Source organism: Pseudorhodoferax sp. LjRoot39 (genome assembly GCF_964253035.1).
Lineage (GTDB): Bacteria > Pseudomonadota > Gammaproteobacteria > Burkholderiales > Burkholderiaceae_C > Pseudorhodoferax.
Genome location: NZ_CAXUQL020000001.1, coordinates 1,293,530 through 1,314,914, shown reverse-complemented (window position 1 = coordinate 1,314,914; position 21,385 = coordinate 1,293,530). Strand labels below are relative to the sequence as shown.

Here is a 21,385-nt window from a genome sequence, read left to right as displayed (position 1 = left end):
TGGGGCAGTGCAGCGGCCGCCCGCCGGTCTGCGACGGGTCGGCCGGGGATCGAGGGTTCAGGCGACGACAGCGGCGGGGCGCAGCGCGCCGGCCTGCCAGTCCGCCGGGATGTCGGCAACGGCCAGCGGGTCGCGCGGCAGCACGCGGTGCAGCAGCACCAGCTGCGCCCAGCGCAGCCGCGCGGCAGAACCCGTGCGCTGTGCCTCCCAGGCCATGGCGATGGCACTGCTGCAGTGGTACAGGCCGGATGCGGCCTGGCGCGCGAGCACCTCACCGCCCTGTGCGGCGGCGGTCTGGCCCAGCGCAGCGGCGCGCGCAAGGGCGTCGCGCAGTGCGCGGTCGAAGGCCGGCGCCAGGCCGGCCTCGTCCAGCAGCGCATGCAGGTGGGCCTGCAGCACGGGCAGCGCGTTCTCGCGCTGGATCGCGCGCACCACGTCGAGCGCCACGATGTTGCTCGTGCCTTCCCAGATCGAGCCCAGGTGCGCGTCGCGCACCAGGCGCGCGTCGGACCATTCCTCGATGTAGCCGCAGCCGCCGCGCACCTCCATCGCGTCGCCCGTCACCTTGCGCGCGTCGCGGCAGGCGCGGAACTTGATCATCGGCGTGAGGATGCGCAGCAGCGCGTAGGCACCCTGCTCGCCCGCGTCCGAGCGCTGCAGCGCCTGCGCGGTCTGGAACACCATGCTGCGCGCCTGCTCGGCCGGCAGCCGCAGCTTGTCGAGCTGGCGCTGCATCAGCGGCATGTCGGCCAGGCGCTTGCCGAAGGCCTGGCGCTGGCTGGCGATGAACTCGGCCTCGGCGCAGGCGCGGCGCATCATGCCGGCCGAACGCACGCCGTTGGACAGGCGCGAGTTGTTGACCATGTCGGCCATCTGCACGAAGCCGCGGCCGCGCTCGCCCACCAGCCAGGCCTGCGCGCCGTCCAGCGTGATCTCGCCCGAGGCCATGGAGCGCGTGCCCAGCTTGTGCTTGAGGCGCACGATGCGGTAGCGGTTCAGGCTGCCATCGGAAAGCCGGCGCGGCAGCAGGAACAGCGAGACGCCCTTGATGCCGGCCGGTGCGTCGTCGGGCCGGGCCAGCACCATGGCGAAGTCGGCGTCGGGGTTGGAGCAGAACCACTTGTCGCCCGTGAGGCGCCAGCTGCCATCGGGCTGGGCGCTGGCACGTGTCAGCGTGGCGGCGATGTCGGAGCCGGCCGCCTGCTCGGTCATGAACATGGCGCCCTGGGCCAGTTCGTCGAAGTCCAGCGAGGTCAGCCGCGGCAGGCAGCGCGCCACGAGTTCGGGGTCGCCGAACTTCTTGAGCGTGCGCGTGAGCGAATCGGTCATCGAGACCGGGCAGCACAGGCCGAACTCGGCCTGCACGAACAGATAGAACAGCACATACTTGACGGCCGGCGGCATCTTGCCCTGCCAGCCGAAGCTCTCTGCGCGGTGCGATATGGCGCCCATCGCGAACTCGCTCAAGGCCAGCCGCTCCATCTCCACATAAGCCGGGTGCTTGACGATGGTCTGCTGGTCCAGGCCCGTGCGCGTGCGGTGCTCCAGCACGGGCGGGTGGTGGTCGGCCGTGCCGGCCAGTTCGTCGAGCCGGCCACCGGCCAGCGCGCCCAGGCGCTCGAAGTGCGGCAGCATGTGGCGGCGCAGATCGTCCGGCAGGTACAGGGCCAGCAGCTGGTGCAGCTCCGTGTCGCTCGTGAACAGGTTCTGGCCGTGGCGGTCGGGGATCGGGTGGGCGGCGTTCTCGGGCATGGCGTTGTCTCCTTGCCGCGATTGTTCTGAACCAGACCATGTGCGTCTAATATTGTTGGCATATCCATCAATAGCCGATGCGTATGGTCAACCGACCCGCACCGGCCCCGGGAACCCATGGACACCACCATCCGCCGCGCGCAGCAGGCCGACCTGCCCGCCATCGCCGCACTGTTCGACCTGTACCGCCAGTTCTACGACCAGGCGCCGGACCCCGTGGGCGCGCAGGCCTTCATTCAGCAGCGCTTCGCCAACGGCGAATCGGTGCTGCTGGTGGCGCAGGCTGCGCAGGGCGGCCTGGCCGGTTTCTGCCAGCTCTATCCGAGCTTCTGCTCCGTCGAGGCCATGCCCATCTATGTGCTGTACGACCTGTTCGTCGTGCCCGCGGCGCGCCGGAGCGGCGCAGGGCGCCGGCTGCTCCAGGCGGCGCACGCCCAGGCCGTGGCGGACGGCAAGTCGCGCATGGACCTCACCACGGCCAGAACCAACCACGCCGCGCAACGCCTGTACGCCTCGCTGGGCTGGACGCGCGACGACGTGTTCCTCGCCTACAGCCTGCGCACCGGGACGGCCGACGTGGCGCCAGCGGGCGGCTGACCGTGGAACTGCGCCACCTGCGCTATTTCGCCGTGCTGGCCGACGAGCTGCATTTCGGCCGCGCGGCCGAGCGGTTGGCGATCTCGCAGCCGCCGCTGTCGGTGGCGATCCGCCAGCTCGAGGACGCCATCGGCGCGAAACTGTTCGAGCGCAACAGCAAGCAGGTGCGGCTCACGCCGGCCGGCCAGGCGCTGCGCGCCTCGGCACGCAAGCTGCTGCGCCAGGCCGAGGAAGCCGCGCTGGAGGCACGCGAGGTGGCGGCCGGCTCGGCCGGGCGGCTGCGCATCGGCTTCGTCGGCGCCATGCTGTACCGCGGGCTGCCGCAGGCGTTGCGCGCCTTCCAGGCCAGCCACCCGGCCGTGCGCATCAGCCTGGCCGAGCTCAATTCGGCCGAGCAGATCACCGACCTGCTGCACGACCGGCTGGACCTGGGTTTCATGCACACGGCGCGGTTGCCACAGGACTTGGCCTCGCGCCTGCTGCTGACCGAGCCCTTCGTGGCCTGCCTGCCCGCGCACCATGCGCTGGCCCGCCAGCGCGTGCTGGAGGTCGGCGCACTGCGCGACCAGCCCTTCGTGCTGTTCGCGCGTGCGGCATCGCCCGATTACCACGAGCGCCTGCTGGCGATCTGCGCGCAGGCCGGCTTCCTGCCCGAGGTGCGGCACGAGGTGCGCCACTGGCTGGCCGTGGTCTCCATGGTCGCTCAAGGCCTGGGCGTGGCACTGGTGCCGCAGGCCATGCAGCGCAGCGCGCTCAAGGGCGCGGTGTTCCGGCCGCTGGACGGTGTGACGGCCCAGTCGGAGGCCTACGGTGTGTGGCGGCCGGGGCCGCAGAACGTGCTCGTGGACGGCCTGCTGGCGGAACTGGTGCGCGGCCTGGCGTGACGCGCGAAGCCGCCCACGCCGGGGCGGAAACGATCGGTTGCAAACACCTGAAACACTGTTTTTAAATACAGTTAACATGGCTTGCACGCGGCCTTCGGTGGCCGTTTCCAACGCCCCTCCATCCATGACGTCCGTTCCCGCCATCGCCCAGATCGCCGCCAGCGCCGCGCCGCCGGCGGCGCCGCCCGTGGTGTTTTTCGGCTGGCTGAGCCTGCCGCTGCTCACGGCGATCATCCTGGCGTGCTCGGCCACGGTGGCGTTCGTGGGGCTGTCGTTCACGCTGCTGGCATCGCGCGCCGACACCTTCCGCAACCTGCGCGTGGGCTTCAACGCGCTGCGCGCTTCCATGCCGACGCGGTTCTGGACGCTGACCGAAATGCCTGAGCCGGCCCAGTTCGCGTCGCTGGTCAAGTACTGGCAGTACGCGTTCGACGAGTGGATCATCACGCGCGAACTCAACCCCATCGTGTTCGGCCGCCTGTGGCGGGCCTACTACCGCGATGTGGTCCGGGTGTCGTGCAAGAGCCCGGTGATGGTGGCCGCGCTGTTCCAGGCGGCCGAAGGCGCCACCGCGCCGGTCGACTTCAAGTTCATCGCGCTGGTGCTGGGGCCGCGCTTCACCGCCCCTGCCGTGCTGGCGCGCGCCAAGGAACTGGCCCGGCAGCACCGGATCGCGGTGCCGGCGGGCTGTCCGTAGGTGGGTAGTACAGCGGGATGGTTCTGCACTGCAGTCTAAGATTCCGATTTGTCCATTTTTCTGCGGCAACTGGCCGCATTGACAGGATGCCAAGCCGATTGACAACTGCAGTGCGGAACAGCCGGGCCGATGCCACACCGCCCGCGCGCGCCCCGCAAGACCGCCACTTCGTCACCGCGCTCGCACGCGGCCTCAGGGTGCTGAGCTGCTTCAAGTCGGGCGAGGAGCGCCTTGGAAACCAGGAACTGGCGCAGCGCTGCCAGCTGCCCAAGTCCACCGTCACGCGGCTGACCCACACGCTGACGCGGCTGGACTACCTGCACCACGTCGAGGAGTCGGGCCGCTACCGCCTGGGCGTGGCGGCGCTGGCGCTGGGCGGCACCACGCTGGCGCGGCTGGACGTCAAGGAGGTCAGCCGGCCGCTGATGCAGGCCCTGGCCAACGAAACCAGCACACTGGTCTCGCTGGGCACGCGCGACGACCTGGCCATGCTCTACATCGAGAACTGCCGCGGCTATTCGCTCGTCACGCTGCGGCTGGAGATCGGCTCGCGCATCCCGCTGGCCTCCACGGCCATGGGCCGGGCCTACCTGGCCGGGGCCGAACCGGCGCTGCGTCAGGGGCTGGAAGAGCGCCTGCGTGCGCTCGATCCGCTGCAGTGGCCGCGCCTGCAGGCCGGCATCGACCGCGCGGTGGCCGACCTGGCCGCGCACGGCTGCTGCAGCTCCTTCGGCGACTGGCATGCCGAGATCCACGCCATCGCCGTTCCGCTGCGCACCGGCCAGGGGCTGCCGCCCATGGTGGTCAATGCTGCCTGCCCGGCCACGGCGACCTCGGCCGAGATGCTGATGCAGGAGGTGCGGCCCAAGCTGATCCAGACCGTGCGGGAGATCGAACAACGGCTGGGGATGTGATCTCTTTCTTATTCTTGTACTATTTACTGAACTATTCACAAACAATTCATACCGACCATGCCCACCGGTGCCAGCCGGCCCTCCCTCCAGGAGCGCACCCAGGCGCTTGAACGCCTTCTCCGAGAGAAGCCCCTGTCTGCACAAGCGCTGGCAGCAGCACTTGGAATCAGCCAGCCCACGCTCTCGCGTGCCATTCAGGCAGCGCCTGAACTATTCACGCAGTTCCGCGTACCGGGTGAACGCACGCCGCAGTACGCCTGCCTTCGCGCTCTGTCCGGCGGGCTCAGCGCTCGCCAGACCGTCTACCGCGTCACCACGACAGGCGCCATCGAGCCCTTTGCCCAGTTGGAATTCCTCAGCGGTGGCGCAACGCTGGAGCGCGGCACGCACAGCAAGACCCGGCTCTACGGTGGCCTGCCGCCGTACATGGCTTTTTCGGCGCCCTCCGGCTTCCTGGGACGCCAGGTCGCGCAGTCCGTCGCGTCGGCGTTGCATCTGCCCCAAAGCCTGAAGGACTGGAGCGACGACCACCGCATCGCTTACCTGTTCACGCGCGGCCTGAACATGGCCGGCAACCTGGTCTACGGCGACCTGTCGCTGCAGGTAGAGATGGACCTGCGCCAGGCCCTGGCCCATCCGCCGCAGGACAAGCTGGCGCACTACGTGGCCATGGCCAACGCGCTGAAGGAGGCGTCGTTCGGCTCCAGCGCCGGCGGTGAGCAGCCGAAGTTCCTGAGCGTGGCGCCGGACGCCGGCCATGTGATCGTCAAGTTCGCGCGCCAGGGCAGCCGCATGGCCGACCTGCTGCCGCTCGAACACCTGGCCTTGCGCGCACTGGCCGGCGTGGACGTGCTGGCGGCCGAGACGCAATTGCTGGCAGCGGCCGACTATGTGTTCCTGGAAGTGCGCCGCTTCGACCGCGTGGGGCTGCACGGCCGCATCGGCATGCTGTCCGCCGGCTCGGTGGACGACGAGTTCTTCGGCGCGCGCGACACCTGGTCGGAGTTCGCGGCGCGCTGCGTGCGAGACGGCTTCTTGTCAGCGGCCGACGCGCGGCGCATCGACGTGATGGCCGCCTTCAGCGAGCTGATCGGCAACGGCGACCGGCACTTCGAGAACATCTCGCTGCTGATCGGTGAAGACGGCGAATACCAGGGCGTGGCGCCGGCCTACGACATCCTGCCGATGCGCTACGCCCCCATCGGCGCGGGCGTGGACCCTGACCTGCACCCCATCGCGCCGCGCATCGGCAGCATCGGCGCCAAGCCCGAGGTCTGGGCCCGCGCTGCCGTGGCGGCGCAGCGCTTCTGGACCGACGCGCAACAGGCCGACCTGCCCGTGCCCATCCCGCGGGCGTTCCGCGAACTGGCAGCGCGCAACCTGGCCGAGGCGCAGGCGTTCGTGGCGCCCTTGCTGCCGGCGGCGCCGTAGCGCATTGCGCGGGTTCGGCCGGCGGCGCGCCGGCAGTCAGCCGCGCTGGCGCACGATCTCCTCCTCGACCTCGCGCAGCCGGTCCTTGCCGAAGAAGAGTTCGTCGCCGACGAAGAAGCTCGGCGAGCCGAAGGCCCCGCGCGCATGCGCGTCGTTGGTGTTGGCCAGCAGCTGGGCCTTGACGTCGGCGTCCTGCGCCGCGGCGAGCAGCTGTGCGGCCGGCAGGCCGGCCTCCGCGAGCGTGGCGCTGACCACCTCGGCCTGCCCCATGTCCAGGCCGCGTTCCCACATGGCGACGTAGACCGCCTCCACATACGGCGCGAAGCAGTCCAGTTTCTGCGCTGCCACCGCGCCGCGCATGAGCTGCAGCGTGTTGATCGGGAAGAACGGGTTGAAGCGGTAGCGGGCGAGGCCGTGCCGGGCGACGAAGCGGTCGACCTCCAGCCGGTCGTAGGCGCGCTTGTTGGGGATGTTGGCGAAGGCCTCGGCCGGCGAGCGGTTGTTGGCCAGCTTGAACAGCCCGCCCAGCAGGATGGGCCGGTACTCGAAACGCACGCCGGTGCGTGCCTCGATGGCGGGAATGACCCGGTGGCACAGGTAGGCGTTGGGGCTGCCGAAGTCGAACAGGAACTGGACGTTGGGTGCGGTCATGCGGTGTCTCCTCGCAGGTTGTTGTTGGTTCACCAGGCTTCCATCCAGGGCCGCAGCTCGAGCTCGTGCGTCCAGGCGTTGCGCGGCTGCCGGTGCAGCTGCCAGTAGGCCTCGGCAATGCTCTCGGGGTCGACGATGCCCTGCTGCTCCTTGAGCGCGTAGCGCTCGGGGAAGGTGGTGCGGATGAACTCGGTGTCGATGGCGCCGTCGATGACCGGGTGCGCCACGTGGATGCCCTTGGGGCCCAGCTCGCGGGCCATGCTCTGCGCCAGCGCGCGCAGCGCGGCCTTGGCGCCGGCGAAGGCCGCATAGCCGTCGCGCCCGCGCAGGCTGGCCGTCGCGCCCGTGAACAGGATGGTGCCGCGCCCGCGCGGCAGCATGGCCCTGGCCACCTCGCGGCCCATCAGGAAACCGCTGAAGCAGGCCATCTCCCAGACCTTGAAGTACACGCGGGCAGTGGTCTCGGTGATGGGGAAACGCACGTTGGCGCCGATGTTGAACACCGCCACCTCGATGGGCGCGATCTCGGCCTCGATCTTCTGCACCAGGGCCACCATCTCCTCTTCCTTGCGCGCGTCGCTGCCGAAGGCACGGGCCTGGCCGCCCTCGGCCTCGATCTGCGCCACCAGCGGCGCGAGCTTGTCGGCGCTGCGCCGCGTCACGCAGGCGATGTAGCCCTCGCGCGCGAAGCGCCGGGCGATGGCGCCGCCGGTGGCGTCGCCGGCGCCGATGACCAGGACGGCCTTGGGGGTGGAAGTTGTCATGCGGTTTCCTTGGAAGGTTGCTGGGCCATGGTCTTGAGCAGGTTCTTGAGCACCTTGCCCGTGGGCGCGGCCGGCAGCGCCGGCAGGAAGCGGATCTCGCTGGGCAGCTTGTAGGGCGAAAGCCGCGCGCGCAGGTGCCGCCGCAGGCCGTCCTCGTCGAGCGCGGCGCCGCCCTGGGTCTCGACGAAGGCGACCACCTCCTCGTTGTGGTTCACCGTGCGCCCGACGACGGCGGACTGCAGCACCTGCGGGAAGGCGTTGATCGCCTGCTCCACCTCGACCGGGTAGACGTTGAAGCCCGAGCGGATGATGAGCTCGCGCGTGCGGCCCGCGATGTGCAGCGCGCCGTCATCGGTGCGCCGCGCGAGGTCGCCGGTGTTGAACCAGCCTTCGGCATCGACGGCGGCCCGCGTCTGCGCGGGGTTGCGGTAGTAGCCGCGCATCACGTTGGGCCCGCGCACGTGCAGCTCGCCGACCTCGTCCGGCGCCACGGCTTGGCCGCTGCAGTCCAGCAGGCGCACCTGCACGCCCGGCACGGGTGGGCCCACGGCGCAGTCGGCACGCGGCGCATCGACGGGCGTCTGCGCCACCGTGGGCGCGGTCTCGGTCAGGCCGTAGCCGTTGTGCAGCGGCAGGCTGAACACGCGCTCCACCTCGGCCTTCAGGCTGGTGGTGAGCGGCGAGCCCGACACGCCGATGAAGCGCAGCCGCGGCGCCGCCAGCGGCCGGCCCTGGCGCTGCTCCAGCAGCCGCGCGAACATGGCCGGCACGCCCATGAACACGGTGGCGCCCTGCTGCTCGAGCGCGTCGGCCAGCGCCTGCGGCGTGAAGCGCGGCTCCAGCAGCAGCGCCGCGCCACTGGCCATGCTGCCCAGGAACTGGATCGACAGGCCGACCACATGCGCCATGGGCAGCACGCCGTACAGCAGGTCGCCCGGGCCGAAGCGCCGCTGCGTGCGCAGCGTGTGGGCCGCGAACAGCACATTGGCGTGGCTCAGCATCACGCCCTTGGGTGCGCCCGAGGTGCCGGAGGTGTAGATCATGGCGGCCACCTGCTCGGCCGCGTCCGCCGCGCAGGGCTCGGGCTGCACCGCGGTGGCCAGCGGGCCCAGCCACAGTCCCTGCAGGCCGGGCCAGTCCACGGCTGCTGCGCCGTGCCGCTCGGCATGGCGGGCCGCGTCGGCCGAGACATGTGCGGTGTAGAGCACGCGCCGCGCGCCGGAGTGGGCGATGAACTCGTCGATCTCGCGCGGCGACAGGCGCGCGTTGACGATGGCCGGCCAGGCGTCCAGCCGGCTCAGCGCCAGCACCAGCACGCACAGCGCCACGCAGTTCTCGCCGACCAGCAGCACGCGGTCGCCCGCGCGCACGCCGGCGGCCTGCAGCGCGGCAGCCGTGGCCTGGCCGGATTGGTCGAGCGCGGCATAGCCGAGCGCGGTGTGGGCGTCGCGCACGGCCGGCGCGTCGGGCTGCGAAAGGACCCAGCGGTCCAGCAGTTCATGGATGCGCCGGGGCGGCGCCGTGATCGCTTGGGTCAAGCCCGTCTCCTGTGCGGAACGCGGTACAGCGTTCTCTGCGCAGGATGTTAGGGTGCCAGCATGCCCGTCAGGGCCCTGCCACCCCTGCCGGGCCGAAGTTCAGAACTGCATGGTGGAACTGCCGCCCGCAGGCCTGACCGGCTCAGTCGGGTTGCGCCCGGATCTCCTGCGCGCGCTTGGCCAGCTCGTGCCGCAGCTGCTTGCGGTCCTGCGCCTGGGCGTGGCGACGTCGCTCGTCGGGCGTGAACGGGCGCAGCGGCGCCACGGCCACGGGCTTGCGGTCTTCGTCCACGGCCACCATCGTGAAGAAGCAGCTGTTCACATGGCGCGAGGCCTGGGTGCGGATGTTCTCGGCGATCACCTTGATGCCGATCTCCATCGACGAGGTGCCCGTGTAGTTGACCGCCGCCAGGAAGGTCACCAGCTCGCCGACCAGGATGGGCTCGCGGAACATGACCTGGTCCACCGACAGCGTGACCACGTAGCAGCCCGAGTAGCGCGCCGCGCAGGCGTAGGCCACCTGGTCCAGCAGCTTGAGGATGGTGCCGCCGTGCACGTTGCCCGAGAAGTTGGCCGTGTCGGGCGTCATGAGCACGGTCATCGTGAGCTGGTGGGCGGGCATGTCCAAGGCGGTTCTCCGTTCGGTGGGGCGTCGATTGTCCGTGAAACACCACGCGAAAGCCGTGCCATGCCGGAGCCGGCGTCGGCCCGCGACTACATGCTTTCGCGGCCATGCCGGGGCGGCAGATCGGTCCGGCTGCGCGAAGCTGGGCGCCTGTGCCACGCAACGGAGACCTGCCATGCCAGACCCCCACCGCTCCCCGCCGCCGCCGATGAAGGACGAGCCTGAACCCAATGCCGAGGAGTCCGTGCCCAGCGACGGCAAGGACCGCGAGGGCGAGAAGATGATGGAAGAGCTGGGCCGCAACAAACCCGGCAAGCCGTTGGCACCCGGCGGCGAGACGCCGTAGTCACTCCGCCCCAGCGTGCAGTCCCTCCTTGAGCGGCTGGAAGCTCTCGGCCGTGGCGATCGGCCAGTAGTAGCGGAACACGTTGTGCATCCCGTCCACCGGCCCGAGCAAGGCGCCGGGCGCCACGCGCGTGATCAGGTTGGACAGCAGCCGCACCTCGGTGTCGGAGATGCGCCGCACGATGTGGTGGGCCGTGATCTGCTGCGGATGCTCCAGGCCCGAGGCCTGCACCAGTTCCTGCAGCGCATGCAGCGTGCTGCGGTGGAAGTTGTGCACGCGCTCGGCCTTGGCCGGCACCACCAGCGCCTGCTGGCGCACCGGGTCCTGCGTGGTCACGCCGGTGGGGCAATGGCCGGTGTGGCAGGCCTGGGCCTGGATGCAGCCCAGCGACATCATGAAGCCGCGCGCCGAATTGCACCAATCGGCGCCCAGCGCCATCATGCGCGCCACGTCGAAGGCGGTGATCACCTTGCCCGCGCAGCCGATCTTGATGCGCTGGCGCAGATTCACGCCGACCAGCGTGTTGTGCACCATGAGCAGGCCCTCCTGCAGCGGCGCGCCGACGTGGTCGCTGAACTCCACCGGCGCCGCGCCCGTGCCGCCCTCGGCGCCGTCGACGACGATGAAGTCCGGCGTGATGCCGGTCTGCAGCATGGCCTTGACGATGGCGAACCACTCCCACGGATGGCCCAGGCAGAACTTGAAGCCCACCGGCTTGCCGCCCGACAGGCGCCGCAGCTCGGCGATGAAGCGCATCATCTCAAGCGGCGTGCCGAAGGCGCTGTGCGAGGACGGCGAGATGCAGTCGATGCCCACCGGCACGCCGCGCGCCGCGGCGATCTCCGTCGTCACCTTGGGGCCGGGCAGCACGCCGCCATGGCCCGGCTTGGCACCCTGGCTGATCTTGAGTTCGACCATCTTGACCTGCGGGTCGGTGGCGTTGGCCACGAAGCGCTCGGGACTGAACGTGCCGTCGTCGTTGCGGCAGCCGAAGTAGCCCGAGCCGATCTCCCAGATCAGGTCGCCGCCGTGCAGGCGGTGGTACTGCGAGATCGAGCCCTCGCCCGTGTCGTGCGCGAAGCCGCCGAGCTTGGCGCCGCGGTTCAGCGCCTGGATGGCGTTGGCCGACAGCGCGCCGAAGCTCATCGCCGAGATGTTGAACACGCTGGCGCTGTAGGGCTGGGTGCAGGGATGGGTGTGGGCCGGGGCACCGGTGTCGCCGATGTCCACGCGGAAGTCGTGGCCGGCCAGCCGCGTCGGCTGCATCGAGTGGTTGATCCACTCGTAGCCCAAGAGGCTCACATCCAGGTGGGTGCCGAAGGGCCGGTTGTCCGGGTCGCCCTTGGCGCGCTGGTAGACCAGCGAACGCTGGGCGCGCGAGAACGGCGCGGCCTCGGCGTCGCTCTCGATGAAGTACTGGCGAATCTCGGGCCGGATGAACTCCAGCAGGAAGCGCATGTGGCCGATCACCGGGTAGTTGCGCAGGATGGCGTGGCGCGTCTGGCGCAGGTCGTGCACGCCGGTACCGCTGAGGCCGGCGAACACCAGCAGCGCCAGCCAGGCCGGCCAGGCCGTGGGCAGTAGCACCACCGCGACCGCGCTGGCGGCGAGGCCTGCCAGGCACAGTGCGAAGCTGCTGTAACGCATGGGAAAGAGGGAGGGCGTGGTCGGTCGCATGGAGCTCTCTTGTGGGTTTCTTGTCGGGCCGCAGCCGGCGCAGTGAACCATGATCGCAGCCGCCGGACAAGCCGGGATGACACGGGCCCATGCCGTAGCATCGACCGATGCGTTTTCTTGCCAAGAGCCTCGCCGCCCTGCTGCTGTCTGCCGCCGTGATCCTGCCGCTGGGCGTGGTCGGCCTGCTGGTGCTGGCCTGGTACTGCACCGACCACCAGCCCAGCGTGGTGCGCCTGGCCGTGAGCACGCCGGCCGACGTGGCGCGCGCGCTGCGCCTGGCCGAACGCAACGACCCGCGCAAGGCGCCACCAGGCGTGCTGCGCACCATCACGCTGACATCCGAGGAGCTGGACCTGCTGCTGCCGCACCTGGCCGCGCAGCTGGCCCGCGGCCAGGCCGTGGCCGAGCTGCAGGACGGCCGGGCGCGCGTGCAGCTGAGCCTGCCACTGCCCAGCAGCCCGTTCGGCTCCTGGCTCAACGTGCAGGGGCAGTTGGTGCAGACCGAGGGCCTGCCGCAGGTGCAGGCGCTGCGCCTGGGCCGGCTGGAGCTGCCGCAGGCCGTGTCCGACTGGCTGCTCGCGCGTGGGCTGGCCTGGCTGCAGCGCAACCCCGGCCTCGGCACCGCGGCCGATGCGGTGCAGCGCGTGCAGATCACGCCGCAGGCCCTGAGCGTGGTCTACGCCTGGCACGACGGCCTGCCCGGCCCGCTGCAGGCCGCGCTGCTGCCGCCCGAGGAGGTGCAGCGCCTGCGCGCCCAGCACCAGCGGCTGGCGCAGCTGGTGCAGGCACCGCAGCCGCAGGGCCTGGCCCTGCACGAACTGCTGCAGCCGCTGCTGGCCCTGGCTGGCGAACGCGCGGGCGGCGCCAAGGCCACGCCCGAGGCGCGGGCGCAGGAGCAGCGCGCCGCGCTGCTGGTGCTGGCCTTCTATGTCAACGGCAAGGGCCTGGCGGCCATCGCACCCGCCGCGGCCGACGGCCCGGCACCCAGGCCGCAGCGCGTGCACCTGGCCGGCCGTGGCGACCTGGCCCAGCACTTCAGCGTGTCGGCCGCGCTGGCGGCCGTGGCCGGCACGCCGCTCGCCGATGCCGTCGGGCTCTACAAGGAACTCGACGATGCGGGCGCCGGCGGCAGCGGCTTCTCGTTCGTGGACCTGGCCGCCGACCGCGCCGGCACGCGACTGGGCGCGCTGGCGGTCGGCCCGGCCGCGACCCAGGAGCGGCTGCAACGCCGCGTGGCCATCGGCCTGACCGAACCGGACCTGCTGCCCAATGTGCGCGACCTGCCCGAGTTCCTGCCGCAGGCGACGTTCCAGAAACGCTACGGTGAACCCGGCAGCCCGGCCTACAAGCGCATGCAGGCCGACATCGAGCGGCGCATCGGCGCGCTGGCGCTGTACCGCTGAGCCGGGCCCGGTGCATCTGCACCACGCCAGCCTGGCGGCCACCGCGGCGCGCTATGCTCGCCGGGCGTTCCCATTCCAGCCCTGTCCTGTATGCCTTTTCCGATTTCAGAACGCCAGGCCCTGCTCGCCGTGAAGGGCATCGGTCCCACCGTGGTGTTCCGTCTCGAGCAACTTGGCTTCGAATCGCTGGCGCACCTGGCCAAGGCCAATGCGCTGGACATCGTGTCCAGCGCGGCATCGCTGCTCGGCTCCAGTTGCTGGAAGAACAGCCCGCAGGCGCGGGCTGCGATCCAGGCGGCGATTGCGCTCGCCAAGAAACGCGCGGGCCCATGAGCGCCCTGCTCGACGAACTGCAGGCACTCGAAACCGAGCTGCACCATCCCGGCCGCCCCTGCACGCTGGCGCGGCTGGAGCGATTGCTGCATGCCGACTTCCACGAGGTCGGGCGCTCGGGCCGCGCCTACGACCGCGCGACCGTGCTGGCCTGGCTCACCACCAGCCAGGCCGCGCTGCCCGACGTGGCATCGGACGGCTTTCGCGTGGAGCGCCTGGCCGCGGACACTGCGCTGCTGCACTTTCGCTCCGTGTTGCGCGACGCGGGCCGGCCCACGCAGCACACGCTGCGCATGTCGCTGTGGGTCAGCACCGCGGCAGGCTGGCAACTGCGCTACCACCAGGGCACGCCGGCCGCCGTGCCCTGGTAGCGCCGCGCACGGCGTGGCCCTCCCCGGGGCGCGTCCGCGGGGTCCACCTGGCACTGCACGCCGGTTCGCCGGGCGTTCAGGCCAACGCCGACGCCGGGCCGAAGAACTCGTAGCGGGCCTGCGCCGGCGGCACGCCCAACGCGTGCAGATCGCGCCGCAGCTGCGCCATGAAGGGCTTGGGGCCCAGGAAGTAAGCGTCGAGATCGCGGTCGGCGGGCAGCCAGTCCTGCAGCCGCGCACGGTCGAGCCGGCCGATGGCATGCGCCGCGGGGCCGTCGCCGCCCTGCTCGTCATGGCAGTAGAAGACCTGCAGGTGCGGATGCCGGGCGGCCTGGGCGTCCACATGGGCGCGGAAGGCATGCACCTCGGCGTTGCGCGCGCAATGGATGAAGTGCACGGGCCGCTGGCCCGGCGCGGCCAGCGCGGCGTCCAGCATGGCCAGGGTGGGCGTGATGCCGACGCCGCCGCTGATCAGCACCAGCGGCTTGTCGCCCGCACCCAGCGTGAACTCGCCGGCCGGCGGGAAGACGTCGAGCAGGTCGCCCTCCTGCACGCGCTCGTGTAGGTGGTTGGAGGCCACGCCACCCGGCTCGCGCTTGACGCTGATGCGGTACCGCCGGCCGTCGGGCGCGGCCGACAGCGAGTAGTTGCGGCGGATCTCCTGGCCGTCCACGACCAGGCGCAGGCCCAGGTACTGGCCGGGGCGGAAGTCCAGCAGCGGCCCGCCGTCAGCCGGCACCAGGTGGAAAGAAGTGATCTCTGCACTCTCGCGCTGCTTCTTGGCCACGCGGAAGGCGCGCGCACCGCGCCAGCCGCCGGGGGCCTGGGCGTTGTCGGCATAGACCGCGGCCTCGGCGCCGATCAAGAGGTCGGCCAGCTGGCCATAGGCGGCGGCCCAGGCCGCGATCACGGCGTCGGTCGCGATCTCGGCGCCCAGCACCTCGCGGATGGCGCGCAGCAGGCTGTCGCCCACCAGCGGGTAGTGCTCGGGCAGCACCTGCAGCGCCACATGCTTCTGCACGATCTGCTGCGCCAGCGGGCCCAGGGCTTCGAGGCGATCGATGTTCTTCGCGTACATCAGCACACCGTTGGCCAGCGCGCGCGGCTGCTCGCCGCTGGCCTGGTGGGCCTGGTTGAACAGCGGCCGCACCTCGGGGTGGTCGCGGAACAGGCCCTTGTAGAAGTGCGTGGTCAGCGCCTCGCCGCCAGTTTCCAGCAGGGGCACGGTGCTCTTGACGATGTCGCGTTGCGCAGGGGTCAGCATGAGGGACTCGGTTGGTCAATGACATGCTTCTGCAGGCAGCCTTCGTGCCAGGGAGAAAGTCCTTTCACCACAACAGCTTGCCGCGCATCAAGTCAAAATGACATTACTCTGATTCCAGTCCAACTGACCTCTTTCGGGACATGATGACTCCCCAACTCCTGCTCGCTGCCATGCTGCCGCTGGTGGCCGACCTGGCGCGCCAGATCCCGCCGTCCGAGCGGTACCGGCGCCTGCTCGACGCCGTACGTCGCCTGCTGCCGGCCGATGCCGTGGCGCTGCTGCGGCTGGATGGCGACGCGCTGGTGCCACTGGCCGTGGACGGCCTGGCGCCCGACACGCTGGGCCGGCGCTTCCTGGTCGGGCAGCACCCGCGCCTGCAGGCCCTGCTGCAAGCGGAGGGCCCGCTGCGCTTCGCGCCCGACTGCGGCCTGCCCGATCCCTACGACGGCCTCGTCGAGCATGTGCACGGCCATCTGCCCGTGCACGACTGCATGGGCTGCGCGCTGCGCGTGCAGGACCGGCCCTGGGGCCTCATGACGCTGGACGCATTGGCGCTGTCGCGCTTCGACGGCGTGGACATGGTGGCGCTGCAGAGTCTGGCCGACCTGGCCGCCGCCACCGTGGCCGCGGCCGAGCGCATGGACGACCTCGCGCTGCGCGCCGAGGACGCCCAGCGCCGCGCCGAGCAGTACCGCCGCGCGGCCGGTGGCGAGCGCGCGCGCCGCCTCGTGGGCCGCAGCGCCGCCTACCGCGCGCTGTTGCGCGAGATCGCGCTGGTCGGCCCGAGCGACCTGACCGTGCTCGTGGGCGGCGAGACCGGCGTGGGCAAGGAACTGGTGGTGCAGGCTCTGCACGCGGCCTCGCCGCGCGCGGGCCGCCCGCTCGTGAGCCTGAACTGCGCGGCCCTGCCCGAGACCCTGGTCGAGAGCGAGCTGTTCGGCCATGTGCGCGGCGCCTTCTCGGGCGCCGTGGCCGAGCGCCAGGGCAAGTTCGAGCTGGCCGATGGCGGCACGCTGTTCCTGGACGAGGTCGGCGAGCTGCCGCTGGCGGTGCAGGCCAAGCTGCTGCGCGTGCTGCAGAACGGCCAGCTGCAGCGCCTGGGCTCGGACCGGGAGCACCGCGTGGACGTGCGCCTGGTCGCCGCCACCAACCGCGACCTGGCAGCCGAGGTGCGCGCCGGCCGCTTTCGCGCCGACCTGTACCACCGGCTCGGCGCCTACCCGCTGCAGGTGCCGCCGCTGCGCGAACGCGGCCGCGACGTGCTGCTGCTGGCCGGCGCCTTCCTGGAGGAGCAGCGCGCCAGCCTGGGGCTGGGCAATGTGCGCCTGGATGCGGACGCGCAGCAGGCCTTGCTGGCCCATGCCTGGCCCGGCAATGTGCGCGAACTCGAGCATGTGCTCGCGCGCGCGGCCCTGCGCGCGCTGGGCCGCCATGGCCAACGTCCGCGCGTGCTGAGCGTGGGCGCCGAAGACCTGGGCCTGGCGGCGCCGGGGCAGCCGCCGGCGGCTGCGGCCACGCCCGCCGCACTGCCCGCCGGCACCGTGCCGCTGCGCCAGCGCGTGCAGGCCTTCGAGCGCCAGGCCATCGAGCAGGCGCTGGCCGGCCATGCCGGCAACTGGGCCGCTGCCGCCCGCGCGCTGGACATGGACCGCGCCAACCTCGTTCGGCTCGCGCGTCGCCTGGGCCTGGCCGTACCGGCGCGCAACGGCCGGCGCGCGCCTGCTGGCTGATCAGCGCGACAGGTCGACCGCGTACTTCGACAAGCCCCTGCCCGAGCCGTCGTCGGCCGCCAGCAGCGAGATGTTGGACAGGCCCGCGGCCTGGGCCACCGGCAGCGCGTTCGGCGCGCTGCTGAACACCACCGGGCCGGCCGTCGCCACGCGCGTGAAGCGCCAGCTGCGCGCCGCACCGTCGTTGGCGCGCGTGACCGCCGGGTTGGCGCGGATGTGGTTGATCAGCACGTCGCGGTTGGCATCCGGCGAGGCCCAGACCGTGGCCGAGCCGTCCAGCTTGGGGATGAAGCTGGCGCCGCTGGTGGCGCGGTAGTTGTTGGTCGCGATGATGAATTCCTGCGTCGCCACGATGGGCTGGCCCAGGTAGGTCAGGTTCCTGATGCGGTTGCCCTGGGCCTGCGTCACGTCGATCTCGTACTGGATATCGGGCGTCGTGAACATGTCGAAGTTGTAGCCCGGGAAGGTGCTGATCAGCGCCTGCTCGCTTGTGGCCGCCGGGTCGATGCGGTTGAAGCGGCGCGCCGCTACCTCCAGCCACTGCTGGATGTCGGCGCCGTTGACCTTCACGGCGTAGACCGTGTTGGGGTACAGGTAGAGGTCGGCCGCGTTGTAGATGGCCAGGTTGCCGGCCGCCACGTCGGTGTAGTCGCCCGCGCCCTGGAAGCCGGACTTGAACGGCGCGCTGACCGACAGCACCGGCAGGCTGGCGACCTGCGGCAGGTTGGCCTGGATGTAGGCCGCCACGTAGCGCTGCTGCGCGGCGTTGACGATCTGGATCGCGCCCGGGTCGCCGACATCGGCGAACAGCGTGCTCATGCGGAAGTCGGTGCTGCCGATGGGCTGCTGCACGTAGGCGATGGTGGCCTGGTGCGGCGCCTCGACCAGCGGCGCGATGCTGGCATCCACGGCCACGTACTGGGCCGGGCTGGCCTGGGTCTGGATGTTGCGCAGCTCGCTCTTGCTGCTGGTCTTGTCCACGCTCCAGCGCGCACCGTCCCAGCGCAGCGCGAGCTGGACCACGCCCAGCGCCTTGCCCCAGGAACTCGGCATCACGGCCGGCACGCCATGCACGGTGCCGGCCGCGTTGTCCACGCCGGCCTGGGTGTAGGCCGGGCGCGCGCTGCGGTCGGGAAACACGCCGTGCTGGTGGCCCATGACCAGCGCGTCGATGCCGGCCACCTTGGCGAGGTGCAGGCCGGGGTTCTCCATGCTCGGGGCGTAGGGGCCAGCGTCCATGCCGCCATGCAGCAGCGCGATCACGATGTCGGCGCCCTTGGCGCGCACCTCGGGGAGGTAGCGCGTGGCGGCCTCGACAGCGCCCTCGACGCCGACCTTGCCTTCGAGGAAGCGCTTGTCCCAGTTCAGGATGCCGGGCGTGGTGAAGCCGATCACGCCGATCCTGATCGGCAGCGCGACCGCCGTGCCGTCGCTGCGCTTGGCCTGCACCGTGCGCTCCAGCACCGCATAGGGCTGCACCAGCGGCTGGTTCGATTTGTTGCTCTTGACGTTGGCCAGCACCATGGCGAAGCCCGGGCCGGCGCACTTCAGAGAGGCATCGACGCCATCGACGTCGAGGCCGCCGCCCAGCACCTGGTTCAGGAACGGCAGGCCGTAGTTGAACTCGTGGTTGCCGAGCGTGCCGGCGTCGTACTGCAGCGCGCCCATGGCCTTGTACATGGCGTGCTGCTGCGTGCAGGGAATGGGGTTGACGACGGCCTCGTAGTCGGCCAGCGCCGTGCCCTGGAGGGTGTCGCCGTTGTCCACCAGCAGCGTGTTGGCGAACTCGCTGCGCGCCTGGCGCACCAGCGTGGCCGTGCGCTCGAAGCCGTAGGACGGATCGGCCGCGAGCTTGAAGTAGTCGTAGCTGCGGACGTTGTTGTGCAGGTCCGTGGTGGCGAGCACGGCCAGTGTGGCCTGGGCCGGCTGCGGGGCGGGGTCGTCGCTGCCGCCGCAGGCGGCCAGCAGGGCCAGGACGCCGGCGGTGCACAGAGCCATGGAGAGACGGGCGGGGCGCAAGTGGGGGGTGGGATGGAGCGCGGTCACGCCCCTGATTCTTGGGGGCTGCCTTGACAGCCCTGTGACGCGCCGTGACGGTGCGTGACGGCCTCAGCCGCCGCTCTTGGCGCGCTCGTACAAGGGCATGACCTTGGGCAGGTTGCGCTCGATGCTGGTGATGCGCGTGCTGCCCGCGGGGTGGGTGCTGAGCCACTGCGGCGGCGCGCCCTGGGACGCGGCGTTCATCTTCTGCCACAGCGTGACCGCGGCGCGTGGGTCGTAGCCCGCCCGTGCGGACAGCTCCAGGCCCACGAGGTCGGCGTCGGTCTCGTTCTCGCGCGAGAACGACAGGCCGATCAGCTGCACGCCGCCGCCCACCACGGTGCGGCCCAGCGTGCCCAGGCCCAGCAGTTCGGAGAACACGTTGGCCCCCAGGTTGGTGGCAGCGCTCTTGCCGGCACGCTCGCGCGCATGCTCGCGCAGTGCGTGCGCGATCTCGTGGCCCATCACGGCCGCGACCTCGTCGTCGCTGAGCTTGAGCTGGTTCAGGATGCCCGTATAGAAGGCGATCTTGCCGCCCGGCATGCACCAGGCGTTGACCTGCTTGCTGCCGATCAGGTTGACCTCCCACTTCCAGTCCTTGGCGCGTGGGTTCCAGTCCACCGCGTGCGGAATGATGCGGGTGGCGATCGCACGCAGGCGCTGCAGCTGCGGGTTGTTGGCCGGCGCCAGCGCGTTCTGCTGGGCTGCCTCGCGCAGCACCTGGCGGTACTGCTGCAGGGCCGTGGCCTCCATCTGGTCGGCCGAGACCAGGCCGGTGAAGACCGAGTTCTGGCCGACATTGACACCCTCGCGCTGGGCCAGCGCCGGGGTGCTCAGCAGGGCGCCGGCCAGGCCGAGCGCGACGAGGGTCTTCAAGGGCTTCATCGGGTGCTTCGCGCGGCCGGTGACAGAAGGCCGCCACGTATTATTCCCAGATGACATCCCGACCGGCAAAGCCCGCAGAACTCGAGGTCGCACCGGCCACCATGAAGCCCTCCTGGGGCCAGACCCTGCGGGTCTACCTCGAGCCGGCCACGCTGCGCATGCTGGCCCTGGGCTTCTCGGCCGGGCTGCCGCTGCTGCTGGTGCTGGGCACCTTGAGCTTCCGGCTGCGCGGCGCGGGGATCGACCGCACCACCATCGGCTACTTGAGCTGGGTCGGCCTGGCCTACGGCTTCAAGTGGGTCTGGGCGCCGCTGGTCGACCGGCTGCCGCTGCCGCTGCTGACCGGCTGGCTGGGCCGGCGCCGCAGCTGGCTGCTGCTGTCGCAGGCGCTGGTCGTCGCCGGCCTGGTGGGCATGGCGCTGGCCGACCCGCGCGGCGGGCTGCAGCCGCTGGTCTGGTGCGCGCTGCTGGTGGCCTTCGGCTCGGCCACGCAGGACATCGCGCTGGACGCCTTCCGCATCGAATCGGCCGCCACCGACAAGCAGGCCGCGCTGGCCGCCGCCTACCAGACCGGCTACCGGCTGGCCATGATCTGGGCCGGCGCGGGGGTGCTGTGGATCGTGGCCGGCGCGCGCGTCGAGGCCAGCGGCTACGAGAACCCGGCCTGGACCACGGCCTACCTGGCGATGGCGGCGAGCATGGTGGTCGGCGTTCTGACCGTGCTGCTGTCGCGCGAGCCGGCGCCCCGCGCGTTCCAGCCCGCGCGCAGCCCGGGCGAGTGGCTGGAGCAGACGCTGGTCGAGCCCTTCGCCGACTTCTTCCGCCGCTACGGCTGGCAGGCCGCGCAGATCCTCGCGCTGATCGCCGTCTACCGCATCAGCGACGTGGTCATGGGCATCATGGCCAACCCCTTCTACGTGGACATGGGCTTCTCCGAAGCCGAGGTCGCCACCGTGAGCAAGGTCTACGGCGTGGTCATGACGCTGGTGGGCGCCTTCGTCGGCGGCGCGCTGGCCATGCGCGTGGGCGTGCTGCGCGTGCTGATGCTGGGCGCGGTGCTGAGCGCGGCCAGCAACCTGCTGTTCGCCTGGATGGCCGGCCGTGGCCACGACCTCGCGGCGCTCACGCTGGTGGTCTCGGCCGACAACCTGGCCGGTGGCATTGCCTCGGCCGCCTTCATCGCCTACCTGTCCAGCCTGACCAACGTGCAGTACTCGGCCACGCAGTACGCGCTGTTCAGCTCGCTGATGCTGCTGCTGCCCAAGTTCATCGCGGGCTTCTCGGGCCAGTACGTGGACAGCTTCGGCTACGCCAGTTTCTTCACGGGCACGGCGCTGCTGGGCGTGCCCGTGCTGGCGCTGGTCTGGCTGGTGGGCCGGCGGCTTCCCGTCAAGCCGGGCTGACCGCCTTTTACTTAACTTTACGGCCGTGACAACACAGGTCGGCGCGCGCGCCGCACCATGGCGTCTCCCCTGCCTGCACA

Annotated in this window: 20 protein-coding genes; 11 read left to right on the top strand and 9 right to left on the bottom strand. The window is 71.1% G+C overall.

The genetic code is table 11. The annotated features are described in order from the left end of the window. Positions 1-57 precede the first annotated feature (57 nt). Entirely contained in the window at positions 58-1,752 is a 1,695-nt protein-coding gene (locus tag ACSQ4M_RS06260) for an acyl-CoA dehydrogenase family protein (protein WP_436188734.1), read from the bottom strand. Between the two features lie 117 nt (positions 1,753-1,869). On the opposite strand from ACSQ4M_RS06260, the gene ACSQ4M_RS06255 reads away from it, so the two are divergent. The 5 genes from ACSQ4M_RS06255 (at position 1,870) to ACSQ4M_RS06235 (ending at position 6,275) form a co-directional block, all read left to right on the top strand. Continuing rightward, entirely contained in the window at positions 1,870-2,349 is a 480-nt protein-coding gene (locus ACSQ4M_RS06255; protein ID WP_436188733.1) for an N-acetyltransferase family protein, read from the top strand. Between the two features lie 2 nt (positions 2,350-2,351). After that, entirely contained in the window at positions 2,352-3,233 is an 882-nt protein-coding gene (locus ACSQ4M_RS06250) for a LysR family transcriptional regulator (RefSeq protein WP_436188732.1), read from the top strand. A 124-nt stretch (positions 3,234-3,357) separates the two neighbouring features. Continuing rightward, on the top strand, positions 3,358-3,930 hold the full coding sequence (locus tag ACSQ4M_RS06245) for a hypothetical protein (protein ID WP_436188731.1): 573 nt from the start codon (positions 3,358-3,360) through the stop codon (positions 3,928-3,930). A 110-nt stretch (positions 3,931-4,040) separates the two neighbouring features. Further along, positions 4,041-4,844: an IclR family transcriptional regulator gene (locus ACSQ4M_RS06240; RefSeq protein WP_436188730.1), complete on the top strand. Its 804-nt coding sequence runs from the start codon at positions 4,041-4,043 to the stop codon at positions 4,842-4,844. A gap of 57 nt (positions 4,845-4,901) precedes the next feature. After that, the gene (locus ACSQ4M_RS06235; RefSeq protein ID WP_436188729.1) at positions 4,902-6,275 is read left to right on the top strand and encodes a HipA domain-containing protein; all 1,374 of its coding nucleotides are present in this window, start codon (positions 4,902-4,904) and stop codon (positions 6,273-6,275) included. A gap of 36 nt (positions 6,276-6,311) precedes the next feature. On the opposite strand, the gene ACSQ4M_RS06230 is transcribed toward ACSQ4M_RS06235, so the two are convergent. From ACSQ4M_RS06230 to ACSQ4M_RS06215, 4 genes are all read right to left on the bottom strand, one after another. Further along, on the bottom strand, positions 6,312-6,926 hold the full coding sequence (locus tag ACSQ4M_RS06230) for a 2-hydroxychromene-2-carboxylate isomerase (RefSeq protein ID WP_436188728.1): 615 nt from the start codon (positions 6,924-6,926) through the stop codon (positions 6,312-6,314). Between the two features lie 29 nt (positions 6,927-6,955). Further along, positions 6,956-7,690: an SDR family oxidoreductase gene (locus tag ACSQ4M_RS06225; RefSeq protein WP_436188727.1), complete on the bottom strand. Its 735-nt coding sequence runs from the start codon at positions 7,688-7,690 to the stop codon at positions 6,956-6,958. Continuing rightward, complete coding sequence (locus ACSQ4M_RS06220) at positions 7,687-9,228, bottom strand: class I adenylate-forming enzyme family protein (RefSeq protein ID WP_436188726.1); 1,542 nt, start codon at positions 9,226-9,228, stop codon at positions 7,687-7,689. Before ACSQ4M_RS06220 ends, ACSQ4M_RS06225 begins: the two co-directional genes overlap by 4 nt. Positions 9,229-9,370: 142 nt before the next feature. Then, on the bottom strand, positions 9,371-9,856 hold the full coding sequence (locus ACSQ4M_RS06215) for an acyl-CoA thioesterase (RefSeq protein WP_436188725.1): 486 nt from the start codon (positions 9,854-9,856) through the stop codon (positions 9,371-9,373). 172 nt (positions 9,857-10,028) lie between these two features. On the opposite strand from ACSQ4M_RS06215, the gene ACSQ4M_RS06210 reads away from it, so the two are divergent. Then, positions 10,029-10,199 carry a hypothetical protein gene (locus tag ACSQ4M_RS06210; protein ID WP_436188724.1) on the top strand — a complete coding sequence of 57 codons (171 nt, stop codon included), beginning with the start codon at positions 10,029-10,031 and terminating at the stop codon, positions 10,197-10,199. Here the strand turns inward: ACSQ4M_RS06210 and ACSQ4M_RS06205 are convergent, their stop codons facing one another. After that, a complete protein-coding gene (locus tag ACSQ4M_RS06205; RefSeq protein WP_436188723.1) occupies positions 10,200-11,876 on the bottom strand; it encodes an FMN-binding glutamate synthase family protein in 1,677 nt (558 codons plus the stop codon). 107 nt (positions 11,877-11,983) lie between these two features. Here ACSQ4M_RS06205 and ACSQ4M_RS06200 point away from each other — a divergent pair, with 107 nt between their 5' ends. The 3 genes from ACSQ4M_RS06200 (at position 11,984) to ACSQ4M_RS06190 (ending at position 13,983) form a co-directional block, all read left to right on the top strand. After that, positions 11,984-13,279 carry a hypothetical protein gene (locus ACSQ4M_RS06200; protein WP_436188722.1) on the top strand — a complete coding sequence of 432 codons (1,296 nt, stop codon included), beginning with the start codon at positions 11,984-11,986 and terminating at the stop codon, positions 13,277-13,279. Positions 13,280-13,369: 90 nt separating this feature from the next. Beyond that, positions 13,370-13,612 carry a helix-hairpin-helix domain-containing protein gene (locus tag ACSQ4M_RS06195; RefSeq protein ID WP_436188721.1) on the top strand — a complete coding sequence of 81 codons (243 nt, stop codon included), beginning with the start codon at positions 13,370-13,372 and terminating at the stop codon, positions 13,610-13,612. Further along, a complete protein-coding gene (locus ACSQ4M_RS06190; protein ID WP_436188720.1) occupies positions 13,609-13,983 on the top strand; it encodes a DUF4440 domain-containing protein in 375 nt (124 codons plus the stop codon). The genes ACSQ4M_RS06195 and ACSQ4M_RS06190 overlap by 4 nt, the downstream gene beginning before the upstream one ends. 76 nt (positions 13,984-14,059) lie before the next feature. Here ACSQ4M_RS06190 and hmpA read toward each other — a convergent pair whose 3' ends face one another. Next, a complete protein-coding gene (gene hmpA, locus ACSQ4M_RS06185) occupies positions 14,060-15,247 on the bottom strand; it encodes an NO-inducible flavohemoprotein (RefSeq protein ID WP_436188719.1) in 1,188 nt (395 codons plus the stop codon). A gap of 143 nt (positions 15,248-15,390) precedes the next feature. On the opposite strand from hmpA, the gene norR reads away from it, so the two are divergent. Beyond that, positions 15,391-16,977 carry a nitric oxide reductase transcriptional regulator NorR gene (norR, locus tag ACSQ4M_RS06180; RefSeq protein WP_436188718.1) on the top strand — a complete coding sequence of 529 codons (1,587 nt, stop codon included), beginning with the start codon at positions 15,391-15,393 and terminating at the stop codon, positions 16,975-16,977. Here the strand turns inward: norR and ACSQ4M_RS06175 are convergent, their stop codons facing one another. Together ACSQ4M_RS06175 and ACSQ4M_RS06170 are read right to left on the bottom strand one after the other, a co-directional pair. Beyond that, entirely contained in the window at positions 16,978-18,975 is a 1,998-nt protein-coding gene (locus tag ACSQ4M_RS06175; protein WP_436188717.1) for a bifunctional 2',3'-cyclic-nucleotide 2'-phosphodiesterase/3'-nucleotidase, read from the bottom strand. 111 nt (positions 18,976-19,086) lie between these two features. Beyond that, positions 19,087-19,902, bottom strand: a complete 816-nt coding sequence (locus ACSQ4M_RS06170; protein ID WP_436188716.1) for a M48 family metallopeptidase — start codon at positions 19,900-19,902, stop codon at positions 19,087-19,089. A 50-nt stretch (positions 19,903-19,952) separates the two neighbouring features. Between ACSQ4M_RS06170 and ACSQ4M_RS06165 the strand changes: the two genes are divergently transcribed. Further along, positions 19,953-21,305, top strand: coding sequence for an AmpG family muropeptide MFS transporter (locus ACSQ4M_RS06165; protein WP_436188715.1), 1,353 nt, complete (start codon positions 19,953-19,955; stop codon positions 21,303-21,305). The last annotated feature ends 80 nt before the right edge of the window (positions 21,306-21,385 follow it).